At 70.7% G+C, this 11,743-nt stretch carries 10 protein-coding genes; 3 read left to right on the forward strand and 7 right to left on the reverse strand.

Going from position 1 to position 11,743, the window contains the following annotated elements:
• Nucleotides 1–17 precede the first annotated feature (17 nt).
• On the reverse strand, nucleotides 18–1,313 hold the full coding sequence (locus tag ACIPPM_RS29705) for a low temperature requirement protein A (protein WP_401453333.1): 1,296 nt from the start codon (nucleotides 1,311–1,313) through the stop codon (nucleotides 18–20).
• Nucleotides 1,314–1,521: 208 nt separating this feature from the next.
• Nucleotides 1,522–2,544 carry an alcohol dehydrogenase catalytic domain-containing protein gene (locus ACIPPM_RS29710; protein WP_401453335.1) on the reverse strand — a complete coding sequence of 341 codons (1,023 nt, stop codon included), beginning with the start codon at nucleotides 2,542–2,544 and terminating at the stop codon, nucleotides 1,522–1,524.
• A gap of 292 nt (nucleotides 2,545–2,836) precedes the next feature.
• On the opposite strand from ACIPPM_RS29710, the gene ACIPPM_RS29715 reads away from it, so the two are divergent.
• Nucleotides 2,837–3,469, forward strand: a complete 633-nt coding sequence (locus tag ACIPPM_RS29715) for a TetR family transcriptional regulator (protein WP_401453337.1) — start codon at nucleotides 2,837–2,839, stop codon at nucleotides 3,467–3,469.
• 721 nt (nucleotides 3,470–4,190) lie between these two features.
• Here ACIPPM_RS29715 and ACIPPM_RS29720 read toward each other — a convergent pair.
• Nucleotides 4,191–4,694 (reverse strand): MarR family winged helix-turn-helix transcriptional regulator, encoded by a 504-nt coding sequence (locus ACIPPM_RS29720; protein ID WP_401453339.1) that lies wholly within the window; start codon nucleotides 4,692–4,694, stop codon nucleotides 4,191–4,193.
• 83 nt (nucleotides 4,695–4,777) lie between these two features.
• Here ACIPPM_RS29720 and ACIPPM_RS29725 point away from each other — a divergent pair, with 83 nt between their 5' ends.
• Nucleotides 4,778–6,058, forward strand: coding sequence for an MFS transporter (locus ACIPPM_RS29725; RefSeq protein ID WP_401453341.1), 1,281 nt, complete (start codon nucleotides 4,778–4,780; stop codon nucleotides 6,056–6,058).
• Between the two features lie 363 nt (nucleotides 6,059–6,421).
• Nucleotides 6,422–6,640 (forward strand): hypothetical protein, encoded by a 219-nt coding sequence (locus ACIPPM_RS29730; protein ID WP_401453343.1) that lies wholly within the window; start codon nucleotides 6,422–6,424, stop codon nucleotides 6,638–6,640.
• Nucleotides 6,641–6,662: 22 nt separating this feature from the next.
• Here ACIPPM_RS29730 and ACIPPM_RS29735 read toward each other — a convergent pair whose 3' ends face one another.
• The 4 genes from ACIPPM_RS29735 to ACIPPM_RS29750 form a co-directional block, all read right to left on the reverse strand.
• Nucleotides 6,663–8,141 carry a glutamate--cysteine ligase gene (locus tag ACIPPM_RS29735; protein ID WP_401453345.1) on the reverse strand — a complete coding sequence of 493 codons (1,479 nt, stop codon included), beginning with the start codon at nucleotides 8,139–8,141 and terminating at the stop codon, nucleotides 6,663–6,665.
• A 72-nt stretch (nucleotides 8,142–8,213) separates the two neighbouring features.
• Nucleotides 8,214–10,286 (reverse strand): SpoIIE family protein phosphatase, encoded by a 2,073-nt coding sequence (locus tag ACIPPM_RS29740; RefSeq protein WP_401453347.1) that lies wholly within the window; start codon nucleotides 10,284–10,286, stop codon nucleotides 8,214–8,216.
• 102 nt (nucleotides 10,287–10,388) lie between these two features.
• Nucleotides 10,389–11,189, reverse strand: coding sequence for a ribonuclease BN (locus ACIPPM_RS29745; protein WP_401453349.1), 801 nt, complete (start codon nucleotides 11,187–11,189; stop codon nucleotides 10,389–10,391).
• On the reverse strand, nucleotides 11,186–11,728 hold the full coding sequence (locus tag ACIPPM_RS29750) for a DUF488 family protein (protein ID WP_401453351.1): 543 nt from the start codon (nucleotides 11,726–11,728) through the stop codon (nucleotides 11,186–11,188). Before ACIPPM_RS29750 ends, ACIPPM_RS29745 begins: the two co-directional genes overlap by 4 nt.
• Nucleotides 11,729–11,743 lie beyond the last annotated feature (15 nt).

Here is an 11,743-nt window from a genome sequence, read left to right on the forward strand (position 1 = left end):
GTCGGCGGCGGGTCGGGTCAGCCGTTTCGCCGGTGTCCGGACCGCACGTCGTCCAGCATCCGCTGCTGGTGGCGGTACCCGATCGTCTCGTATCCGATCACGGTGACGTAGGGGGCGAGCATGACCACGACCAGGCACACCGCGACGGAGACTCCCGCTGCCGACAGGAGTGCCGCCGCGGCGAGCACGGCGAGGGTGAGAGCGATGAGCAGGAGGTGGAAGCGGTCTGCCGCCGACAGGAGCAGGGTGTGGAGCAGGTAGACCATGAGCAGGTAGAGGCCGGTGGGCAGGGCCAGGGCCAGTACGACGGCGGTGGGGCCGAGGTGTGCGTGGTGTTCCATGTACAGGCCGGCCACGTGGAGTCCCGCTCCGACGCCCGCGATGCCGGTGAACAGGGGGATGTGCCCGTAGCCGAAGAGGTATCCGCGGTTGCGGCGGTGGACGAGGATGTCGCCGAAGGGGGTGGCGAAGTAGACCCACCACATCCCGAAGGTCAGTCCGGCGCCGGCGACGATGACGGCGATGGCGTCGCGGGTCCACTGCGTTCCGTCCGGGCCGCCGAGGAGGTCGCCGGAGGAGGCCGCGGTGCCGACGACGCTCTCGCCCAGCACGATGATGGCGAACAGGCTGTAGCGCTCGGCGACATGGTGCGGGTGCCAGGGCGTGGTGTCGGCGCCGCCCTGGGCGAGCACCGGCAGCAGCAGTTCCAGGGTTCCGATCACGACGACGCAGACGATCACTGCGACGAGCGGCAGATGCGTGAATCCCACGACGGTCCAGCCGACTTGGGCGACCAGCGTCCAGACGACGTTGGCCCGGGCCACCTTGCGGAACGCGGGCGACTGCCGGGACACGCGCCACCACTGGAGCACCATGGCGACGCGCATCACGATGTAGCCGACGACCATCACGCGCAGTTCCAGGTGGTCGCCTTCCTCGACGGAGTGGAACATCGCGGGGATGCCGAGCGCGAAGACGACGACGCCGGTCATCTGCACCATCGTCAGTGCCCGGTAGAGCCAGTCGTCCGTGCCGAACGCGGAGGCGAACCAGCTGAAGCTGATCCAGGCGACGCTGATCGCGAACATGGCGAGGAGGAACGCGACGACGGCCTGCGCCGGATGCCCGCCGGCGAGCAGTTCGGCGTACTGGGAGGCCGCGGTGCCGACCGCCACGACGAAAGTCAGGTCGAACAGCAGCTCCAGCGGTGTGGCGACCCGGTGGGCCTCCTCGGGGTCGCGTCCGGTCATCGGCATGAGCCGGTGCGCGAGCTTGCCTCTACCGGTACTGCCGGTGCTTCGGGAATCGCTCATGCGGATCATGTTCCGTCAAGGAGACGGTGGACGTCTCGGCCTGGAATCGTGCGGATGGGGGAGGGGCGCTGCCGGGTCGGGTCGCCGCCGACTGTCGGGCCTGCCGTGTCGGGGGCGTCGGGGTGCCGGCCCGCCGAGCCGCCGCCCGGCACCCCGGCCCGCGTGGCGGCGGGTCGCGCGGACGCGCGCCGGTCAGGCGCCCGCCGGTTCAGGCGCCGTGCGGGAGGAACACGCCGCGGAAACGCATCTTGCCCGAGGCGAGCCGGTCGTACGCCTCGTTGGCCTGGTCGAGGGAGAAGGTCTCGATGATCGGCTTGACCTTGCCCTGGCCGGCGAGGTCGACGACCTCGGACAGGTGGTGCTGCCCGCCGTGGGTGGAACCGATGACCTTCTGGCGCATCATGTGGAACGGGATGCCCTCGGAGGAGATGGAGAACGGCCGGGTGAAGTCCAGACCGCTCAGGACCACGCGGCCGCCGGGCCGCAGGCCCGCCATCGCCTCTTCCGCCGCCTCGAAGGCGTTGGTGGTGACGAGCAGGACGTCCGCGCCGCCCAGGTCATGCAGCTCCTTGCCGCCTGCGACGACGTGGTCGGCGCCCAGCTCGACGGCCAGATCGTGTTTGTCGGGAGAGTGCGTGACGGCGACGGTCTCGAAGCCCGACGCCTTGGCGAGCTGCAGGGCCACGTGCCCCAGCCCGCCGATGCCCACGATGGCGATCCGCTCTCCCGGCTGCGGATCGGCATCCCGCAGGGCGCTCCACGTGGTGTAGCCGGCGCACATCATCGGTGCCGCGTCCTCGAACGCCAGGTCGTCGGGCAGCAGCACCGTGCCCCCGGCCGCGATGGCGATGTACTCGGCGTGGCCGCCCTGCGCCGAGAAACCGGTGGTTCGCGGTGCGACGCAGTTCATCGCGGTCTGGCCGGTCAGCGGCAGGTTCTTGCGGCAGTAGTCGCAGCGGCCGCACGCCGACTGCACCCAGGTCGTACCGACCCGGTCACCGACCTCACGCCCGTGCACACCGTCGCCCACCGCGACGACCTCCCCGACGACCTCGTGGCCAGGGGTCTGCGGGTAGATGTCCCCGCCATAGCCCCGCGTCGCCCACACGTCGGTGAAACACATGCCCGACGCACGGACCTTCACCAGTACCTGACCGGGCTCGGCCACCGGGGTGGGGACCTCCTGGACCTCCCACGGCTGGTTCGCGCCGGTCATCACAACAGCCTTCATGATCTCGCTCCTGGCTTGACGGGGAAGGTAACCAACTGGATAGGTACAACGTAGCACGGGGTCATCGGGGCCACGAACGGTCAGATCTTGTACGGGTGGACGGCGCTGTTGACCTGGCATTTCACCCGGTGCGCAGACGTGCGACGCGGCACATCGCCACCCGATTTCTCACGCTACCGCCCGCAAGCTCCGCCGCATCTTCAGCTGTACCGCGCAGCCCCACGCCCCGGGCGTTCGCCCTCTGCGCAGGCGCCCCCCTCGGTCCGGTTACGCAACGCACTAATCTGTACCCATGCCGCCGGATGCCACCGCCACCAAGAAGCGCCTGCTCAAAGCCGCGTACGACGAGTTCGCCCAGTTCGGGCTCGCGGGTGGCCGCGTGGACCGCATAGCCGAAGCCGCCCAGGCGAACAAGCGCATGATCTACGTCCACTTCGGCAACAAGGACGACCTCTTCGACCTCGTCGTCGCCAACAGCCTGGCAGACCTCGCCAAGGCCGTCCCGTTCGCTGCCAACGACCTCCCCGACTATGCGGGCAGGCTCTTCGACTACCTCCTGGAACATCCCCAGGTGCTGCGTCTGACCGGCTGGGCCCAACTGGAGCGCCCCGACGCCACACCGGCTCAGGTGGACGCCTATGTGCCCAAGATCGACGCCGTCGCGAGCGCTCAGCGGCAGAACGTCGTCACCGGGACGGTCGCCCCCGCCGACGTCCTGGCCCTTCTGCTCGGACTGACCACCGCGTGGGCCAATGCCTCTCCGGCCCTGCGGTCACTGGCGGATCAACCGCCCTGGGACAGGGAACGCCTGCGGATTCACCGCGCCGCGATGATCGCCGCGGTGCAAGCACTCATCACACTGTCCCCGTCCACCGGCGAAGACCAGAGCACGGGGCAATTGCGCACAGCCCCGACGCCCAACTGAGGTCATTTGGCGGGCCACCCGCGTGAGGCCGTTGCGGACGTGATGGCCCGGCACGCGCAGAGCGGCCGGGTGAACACCGGCGGACGCGACGCCTCGTCTCAGTCCACCGGCCAGGTGTGCACCGGGGCGTTGAGGTGCATGTAGTCGATGTACATGTTGTCGGCGTGCGCGATTGCCGTTCTCACCTGCGACTTCGTGGTGTGCTCTGAGCCTGTGGGGAGCCCGGGGACTTCTCAGGGACATTCGGTTGTGGCTCATGACCGAACTACACGTCCATGGTGGCGAGGCCCCGCTTGCCCGCCCCGGGCGTGAAGCGAGCGCACTGGGTCAGCGTGGTCTGGGGCGAGGCGTGTCCGAGCTACGCCGACACGCTCCTGGTCGGCTCGCCGGCCTCAAGCTGGGTACTCGCGTACGTGTGTCGGAGGACGGGGAACTGGCGCGGTGTGTCGGACTCGATGAGGAGGCGACGAGTCTGTGCCGCGACGTGGCGGTCGAGGACGGAACACCCGGGTGGGGCGAGACGGACGCAACCGGCCGGTCGACGGCGCGTCGGGACATCAGGCCGCCATGGCATTCCTTGCCCAGAGCCCCGCCGCCTCGCTGCGCGGGACGGCCCTTGGTGGCGGACGTGGCCGAGGCGTACGCGACCGAGTGGACGTGGCTGGCCGAACAGCTCACGCGACAGCCGCGCATCGGGGCGTGACCCCTGGGCCGGGGGCTCTCAGCTGGGGTCCTCGCGCTGTTCGGCCTCGATCAGGACGCGTCGCAGCAGATCCGCCAACTGCTCTCGCTCCTCGGGGGACAGCGCGCGCAGGATGCGGTGCTCCTCCCGGCCCTGGATCTCCAGGGCGCCCTGCCAGGCCGCCCGGCCCTCGCCGGTCAGTTCCACGTCGAGTCTGCGCCGGTCGACGGTGCTGGGACTGCGGCGGACGAAACCGCGCTGTTCCAGGCCGTCGAGCCGCCCGGTCATCGCGGAGGGGGACAGCTTCAGGTCCGTCGCCAGCTCGGTAGGGGAGGCCGTGCCCTCGCGGCCGGCCAGAGCGTGCAGCGTGACGTACTCGAAGGTCTGGAGACCGTGGGCAGCCAGTGACTCCTCCTTCGTGGCACCCAGGTGCTTGATCAGCACCCACATCCGCTTCACCACTCCCTCGACCGCGGGGTCGAGGGAGGGCAGGACCTTGAGCCAGCGGTCGAGGTGGTCGTCCACCGAATCAGATGCGGTCATGGACCCAATCTACTTCACTGTCACAAATTACGCTGCCATATATTTCTTTACCGAATATTGCGGCGTCGAAGTAAAATGATCGGGTGACTCATCCACTTCGTCTTCGTGACTTCCGCCTGCTCTTTGTCAGTCGCACCATGTCCACGCTCAGCGACGCGCTGGTGCCCACCGCCCTGAGCCTCGCCGTGGTCGAGGTGACCGGATCGGCGACGGCCCTGGCCTTGGTGCTCGGCTGCGCCCTGGGCGCCCGGCTGCTCATGCTGCCCTTGGCCGGAGTGGTGGCCGACCGCTACAACACGCGTTGGGTGGCCTTCGGCGCCGATCTGACCCGGGTTGTGACGCAGGCATTCGTCGCCGTCCAACTGGTCGGCCACCACCCCTCGATCGCGCTGATCGCCGTCGCCCAGGCGGTGGCGGGAGTGGCCTCGGCCGTCAGCCTCTCCAACCTCTCCGCGCTCGTCACCCGGGCGGTGCCCGGCCCCGGCCCCGAGCGGCAGAAGGCCAACTCGCTCATGGGCGTGGCCAAGAGCATCTCCCAGCTGGCCGGACCCGCCCTGGCCGGCGCGCTGATCTGGGCGGTCGGCATCGGCTGGGTCTTCGTGCTCGATTCCGCCGCCTTCGCCGTCAGCGCGACCATGATGCTCATCGTCCGCCTGAGCTGGGAGGCGACGCCGGCCAGCGCCCAGCGCGCGATCCTCGTCGGCCTGGTCGAGGGCTGGACCGAGGTACGCGCCCGCGACTGGTACTGGATCAGCCTGATCGCGCACGCGACCTGGAACCTCGTCGCCAGCGTGCTGCTCACCCTCGGTCCGCTCATCGCGGTCACCCGGCTGGGCGGACAGGGCACCTGGATCGCGGTGACACAGGCGGGCGGCATCGGCCTGCTGGCCGGGTCGCTGCTGGCCGGACGGGCCCGTCCCCGGCGTCCGATCCTCGCCGGCAACCTGGTCCTGGCGAGCTACGCCGTGCCGCTGACGTTCTTCGCGGTGGGGGCGCCGGTGCCCGTGCTCGTGGCCGGGTACGGCATTGCCATGGCCGGCCTCGGCTTCCTGAACCCCACCTGGCAGACGGCGGTGCAAACGGTCATCCCGCAGCATGTGCTCGCCCGGGTCAGCTCCTACGACTGGCTGGTCTCGCTCGCCGCGCAGCCCCTCGGCGTCATCCTCGCCCCCATCGCACTGCATGCCGGGGGCGCCAGGCTGCCCTTCGCGGCCTCGGCCGTCCTGGTAGCCGCCGTATGCGCGGGCACGGCACTGGTGCCCAGCGTGCGCAACCTGCGCCTCGATCAGTCCGGCGACATCTCCGAAAACGACGCGCCCCCGCTCGGCAAGGCGGCGCCGGACAAGACGGCGAGCACGCCCTGACCGGCCGCCGCCGCCCCACCCGGGGGCCTCGCGCACGGACGCGACGAGGCCCCCGCGGTGATCGCTTGACGCTCACCTCCTCGACGGCCACGGTGTGACCCCTGCCAGCGATATCTGAAGCCTCGGGCAGCTCATCGGCTGGATACTCACCGGGATCTGGCCGCAGGCCAATGTGCCGCTCCGTCCCGAACCGGGCCCGTGGCATAGGGTCGTACGCCAGTCCACCCAATCCGATCCCGCCCGCCGTCCCCAGGACATGGCTGCCTTCCTCGACCTGGTGGAACGCGAGACGGGTGCCGGCAGCGAACTGCCCAGCGCCCACTGGATGACCCCGACAGGAACGACACCGTTGCGGCCGTTCAGTTGCTCACCCTCGCTGCCGATCAGTTCGGCTTCGAGGAGCTGTACCTGGACGTGATCACCAGACTGGACGTGACGACCGCCAGGAAGGCGCTGCTCGACAACCCTGCCCAGACCACTGCCGTGACTCAGGCATTGACCCGGCATGCCGCTGCCCACGGTTGGCCCAGCTGGGAGCGAACCGAACGCCGGTCAGGACCGCAAGATCAACTCATTGCCTGACAGCTTTGAAAAACACAAAGCCTCAGTCCACCGGCCAGGTGTGCACCGGGGCGTTGAGGTGCATGTAGTCGATGTAGAGCTCCGTCATGCGGCGCAGCGCCTCATGACGGCTCGCGTGGGTGGTGTCCTCCAGCTTCCGCACGGTCTCCTTCTGCCACACCGCGCCGTTGCGGGCCGTGACACACCGCTGCTCGATGATGCCGAGCAGCGGCTCCCGCCACGCCGCGTCCATGCCGGACAGCTCCAGACCCCGGTGCGCCAGCGGCAGCAGCCTGCGCAGAACCAGTTCCGGCACCGGCACCTCGCCCATGCCCGGCCAGTACAGCAGGGCCTCGATGCCGTGCCGGGCCGCCGTGTGCAGGTTCTCCTCCGCCGCCGAGAACGACATCCGGGACCACACCGGCCGGTCCTCCTCCACCAGGGCCCGCGTCAGGCCGTAGTAGAAGGCACCGTTGGCGAGCGTGTCCGCGACGGTCGGGCCCGCGGGCAGCACCCGGTTCTCCACCCGGACGTGCGGCCGACCGTCCGCGACCGCGTACACCGGGCGGTTCCAGCGGTAGATGGTGCCGTTGTGCAGGGTCAGCTCGGCCAGCTCCGGAATGTCCCCCCGGTCCAGCGTCTCCGCCGGGTCCTGTTCGTCGCACAGCGGCAGCAGGGCCGGGAAGTAGCGCAGGTTCTCCTCGAACAGGTCGAAGACGCTGGTGATCCACCGCTCCCCGAACCACACCCGCGGCCGCACCCCCTGCACCTTGATCTCCTCCGGCCGGGTGTCCGTCGCCTGCTCGAACAGCGGGATACGCGTCTCGTGCCACAGCTCCTTGCCGAACAGGAACGGCGAGTTCGCCGCCAGCGCCACCTGCACCCCCGCGATCGCCTGCGCCGCGTTCCAGTAACCCGCGAAGTCCTCCGGGGATACCTGGAGATGGAACTGTGTACTGGTGCAGGCCGCCTCCGGGGTGATGGTGTCCGCGTAGGTGCGCAGCCGGTCCACGCCGTCCACCTCGATGCGCAGGTCCTCGCCGCGGGCCGCGAACACCTGGTCGTTGAGCAGCCGGTAGCGCGGGTTCTCCGACAGCGCGGCCACCCCGATGTCCGCCTGGCGCAGCGTGGGCAGGATGCCGACCGTCACCAGCCGCGCGCCGACCGTACGGGCCCGGTCCTCGGCGTGGTTGAGGGCCGCCCGGATCTCGTCCTCCCAGGCGTCCGGACCGCCCGCCGTCAGCCGACGCGGCGGCACGTTGATCTCCAGGTTGAACCGGCCCAGCTCCGTCGACCAGGACGGGTCCGCGATGGCCGCCAGCACGTCGCTGTTGCGCATCGCGGGCTCCGCGTCCGCGCCCACGAGGTTCAGCTCGATCTCCAGACCGACCCGCGGCCGGTCGCTGTCGAACCGTGACTCGCGCAGCATCTGGGCGAACGCGTCGAGGCACTCCTGCATCTTGAAGCGGTACCGGCGGCGGTCCTCGCGGGTGAAGACGAGCGCCGGGACGTCCCGTCCCATCGGCCCTCCTGGATTTCCTCCTCCAACACCTGTGCGGACTCAAGCCTCGCACCACCGACGGCACCCCACCACCTACGATCCGTCCACCACCCGGGCGAGCAGCAGGGCCACGTCGTCGTGGTCGTCGGGGTGGCGCAGGCCGTGCACCAGGCGGTCGCAGACCTCCTCAAGGGAGGGGCCGGGTTCGCCCAGCAGGGACAGCAGTGTCTCCAGCCGGTCGTCGATGGCATGCTGCCGGGTCTCCACCAGCCCGTCCGTGTACAGCACCAGCAGATCGCCGGGCTCCATCGGTACCGTGGCCGCCTCGAACGGCACCCCGCCCACCCCGAGCGGCGCGCCGGTCGGCAGGTCCAGGAACTGCGGCGCCCGGCCCGGCCGGGCCAGCGCGGGCGGCAGATGCCCCGCGTTGGCGACCGTGCACCGGTTGGTGGCGGGGTCGTACACCGCGTACAGACAGGTCACGATGTAGTGCTCCAGATCGCAGGTGATCCGGTCCAGGTGCCGCAGCACCGCCTCCGGGGCCAGGTCCAGGTCGGCGTAGGCGCAGGTCGCGGTGCGCAGGCGGCCCATGGTGGCGGCCGCGTCGATGCCGTTGCCCATCACGTCGCCCACCACCAGGGCGGTCCGGTCGTCGGCCAGCGGGATCACGTCGTACCAGTCGCCGCCCACCTCGCTGGTGGCCTGCGCGGGCTCGTACCGGGAGGCCACCTCCAGGCCGGTGTGCCGCGGGGAGTGGTCGGGCAACAGGCTCCGCTGCAGGGTGAGCGCGGTGTTGCGCACGCTCTGGAACCAGCGCGCGTTGTCGATCGCCACCGCGGCCCGGCCCGCGATCTCGGCGGCCAGCACCACGTCGTCCTCGTCGAACGGCAGCGGATTACGGGTCCGCTTCAGGTCCAGCGCGCCCAGCACCTCGCCGTGCGCGATCAGCGGCACCGCCAGATACGAGTGCACGCCCGCCTCGGCCAGCAGCGCCTCGCCGTCCGCGTCCCGCGCGATCCGCGGCAGGTCGGCGGGCTGCACGTGCGGGATCAGCACGGGGCGTCCGGTGTGCACGCACAGCGTGACCAGCCGGTCCCCGGCGTAGGCGGCCAGGTCGCCCGGCGGATCGGCGGCGCGTGTCGCCACCGTGGGATGCGCCGCCTTCAGGGCGAGCGCCCGGAACAGCTCGGGGCCGTCGTCCAGGCTGCTCATGCGGCGGCAGGCCAGCGCCGAGTCGAGCACGTCCACGGCGACCACGTCCGCCAGCACCGGCGCCGCGACCTCGGCCAGCTCGCGGGCGGTGCGCTCCACCTCCAGGGTGGTGCCGATCCGCGCCGAGGCGTCGGCGATGACCGCCAGCCGTCTGCGCGCCCGGTCGGCTTCGCCGGCTGCCTGGTGCCGTTCGGTGACGTCCACGACGGAGACGGCGGCGCCCAGGACCCGGCCGCCGGGGTCCTCCAGGCGGTAGAAGGACAGCGACCAGGCGTGCTGCTGTCCGGGATCGTTGCGCGGGCGCCCCACGTGGTACTGGTCCAGCAGCGGGGAGCCGGTGGTGAGGACCTGGCGCAGCGCCGACTCCACGGTCTCCATGTCCGTCAGCGGCAGCGTCTCGCGCAGGCTCCGGCCCACGTGCTCGGCGGCGGGCATGCCGTCGATCCGCTCCAGCGCCGGATTGACCAGCAGGAACCTCAGGTCCGGATCGAGCAGGGCGAGACCGATGGGGGACTGGTAGATCAGCCGCTCGCACAGCGCGAGGTCGGTCTCCACCCGCTGGAGCAGGCCCCGGTCGGCGGCGATGCCGAGCGCGTACACCTCGCCCTCGTCGTCGAGCAGCCGCATGGTGCGGAACTCCGTCAGGCGGCTGGAGCCGTCCTTGTGCCGCACCGGGAAGGCGCCCGCCCAGCCCTGGCCGGTGGCGAGCACCTCGCTGAACAGCCGTACCGCCGACTTGATCCGGCCCGGCGAGACCAGCAGCTTTCCCGCTTCGGAACCGAGCGCCTCCTCGGCGGACCAGCCGAAGAGATCCTCCGCCTGCGGGGTCCAGAAGACGATGCGTCCACGGGTGTCCAGGACCACCGCGGCCACGCTCAGCAGGTCCAGCAGCCCCGTCGGCCGGGGGTCCCCGGCGTCGTGCTCCTCGTCGGACCGGAAGGAGTCCACTGCCATCCCGCCACCTCCACCCACCGGCACGGGCATCACCCGACGGCTCGGGACCGGTACCCCTCCATGCTGCCCCCGCCGCCCGCACTCGCCCACCGCACGGCCCGGTCACCGCTCCTCGTCGTCGTGCGAGGGCGTCCAGTGGTGCTCGGTGAACCAGCGGCCCAGCAGCGCGCCCCCGTACACCACGAACCCGACGCCGATCAGCCAGGACGACACCACCAGCACGGTGCCGACCGCCCCGTAGCTCAGCGCGTTGGTCACGATCAGCGGGGTGAACACCAGCGTGGAGAAGGCGCGCAGCCCGGCCAGCCCCACGACGCTGGCGACCGCGCCCGGCAGCAGATCCCGCCAGCGGACCTGGCCGCCCAGCAGGAACCACGGCCCCCACCAGAAGAAGAACAGCGTGGTCACCGTGGTCAGGAAGATCCGCGAGAACCCCCGCATCGTGGTCCCCGTCTGCACCTCCTGGTACAGGTACGCCATCAGCACCACCAGCCAGGTCGCCTGCCGCCACACCCGGTGCCAGCGCCCGGCGGGCAGCCCCCAGATGCGCTCGAACGCGTTCTGCACGCTGCCGCCGAAGGACACCCCGAACACGGCGAGCATCAGGATGCTCCACGCGCTGGTGGTGCCGATGACCTCGCGCGGCGGGCTGAACACCTCGTTGAGCAGTTTGGCGGAGCGCCCCGACAGCCCCATGCCGTCCGACAGCCAGGACGGGAAACCGCCGCGCACCAGCGGGTCGGCGGCGGCGACCACGATCAGCAGCGGGGCCAGCGTCACCAGGGCGAGCGTGGCGAACCCCATGGCCCGGTGCAGCAGTTCCAGCTCGCGGCCGCGCCGGATCAGGACGTGCAGGGCGAGCCACTCCCAGGCGCGGTCCAGGCCACGCCGGACCCGGCTCATGGTTCTTCCCCGCCGGGCGGCGGCGGGTAGGTGAGATGTCCGTCCTCGACGTGCGCGTGTTCGTTCAGCGAGGCCGGTCTCGTGCTCGTCTCCGACATGATGTGGTCCACGTCCGCGCCCGCCACCAGCAGGGCGTCCGTGATGAGCCTGCGATGGCAGCGCCAGGGCACCGCCTCGCTGCACATGATGGCGGGGCTGCCGTGCTCGGCCAGTTCCAGGAGTTCGTCCAGCCCCTCCTGGAACTCGTCCGTGGCCATGTGGTCGGCGTAGTCCCGGAACGCCTTGACCCGCCAGGCGCCGTTGGGGGTCGGGACGTCCTTGGGCGTGTGCCGCCGCCCGCCCAGCTGCGGTATCCAGCGGTACGCGATGTCGGGCGGCAGCGCCTCCTCGATGGCCGACCGGTTCCACTGCGGGTACTTCCGCGACGACGGGAACGAGCGCACATCCACCAGATGGGTGATGCCGTTGTTCCGCAGCATCGTCACCAGCTCGTCGAAGTCACGCGTGGAGTGCCCCACCGTGCGGATGCGGTTGGTCATCCCGGCGCCGCCTCA

Origin of the sequence: Streptomyces sp. NPDC090119 (assembly GCF_044747085.1) — a bacterium.
Taxonomy (GTDB): Bacteria; Actinomycetota; Actinomycetes; order Streptomycetales; family Streptomycetaceae; genus Streptomyces.

What these genes read in the sequence shown, in the direction of transcription:
- ACIPPM_RS29735 (WP_401453345.1), bottom strand. Translation starts at nt 8,141, where the DNA reads ATGGGACGGGACGTCCCGGCGCTCGTCTTCACCCGCGAGGACCGCCGC.
- ACIPPM_RS29715 (WP_401453337.1), top strand. Translation starts at nt 2,837, where the DNA reads ATGCCGCCGGATGCCACCGCCACCAAGAAGCGCCTGCTCAAAGCCGCG.
- ACIPPM_RS29710 (WP_401453335.1), bottom strand. Translation starts at nt 2,544, where the DNA reads ATGAAGGCTGTTGTGATGACCGGCGCGAACCAGCCGTGGGAGGTCCAG.
- ACIPPM_RS29745 (WP_401453349.1), bottom strand. Translation starts at nt 11,189, where the DNA reads ATGAGCCGGGTCCGGCGTGGCCTGGACCGCGCCTGGGAGTGGCTCGCC.
- ACIPPM_RS29740 (WP_401453347.1), bottom strand. Translation starts at nt 10,286, where the DNA reads ATGGCAGTGGACTCCTTCCGGTCCGACGAGGAGCACGACGCCGGGGAC.
- ACIPPM_RS29750 (WP_401453351.1), bottom strand. Translation starts at nt 11,728, where the DNA reads ATGACCAACCGCATCCGCACGGTGGGGCACTCCACGCGTGACTTCGAC.
- ACIPPM_RS29705 (WP_401453333.1), bottom strand. Translation starts at nt 1,313, where the DNA reads ATGAGCGATTCCCGAAGCACCGGCAGTACCGGTAGAGGCAAGCTCGCG.
- ACIPPM_RS29720 (WP_401453339.1), bottom strand. Translation starts at nt 4,694, where the DNA reads ATGACCGCATCTGATTCGGTGGACGACCACCTCGACCGCTGGCTCAAG.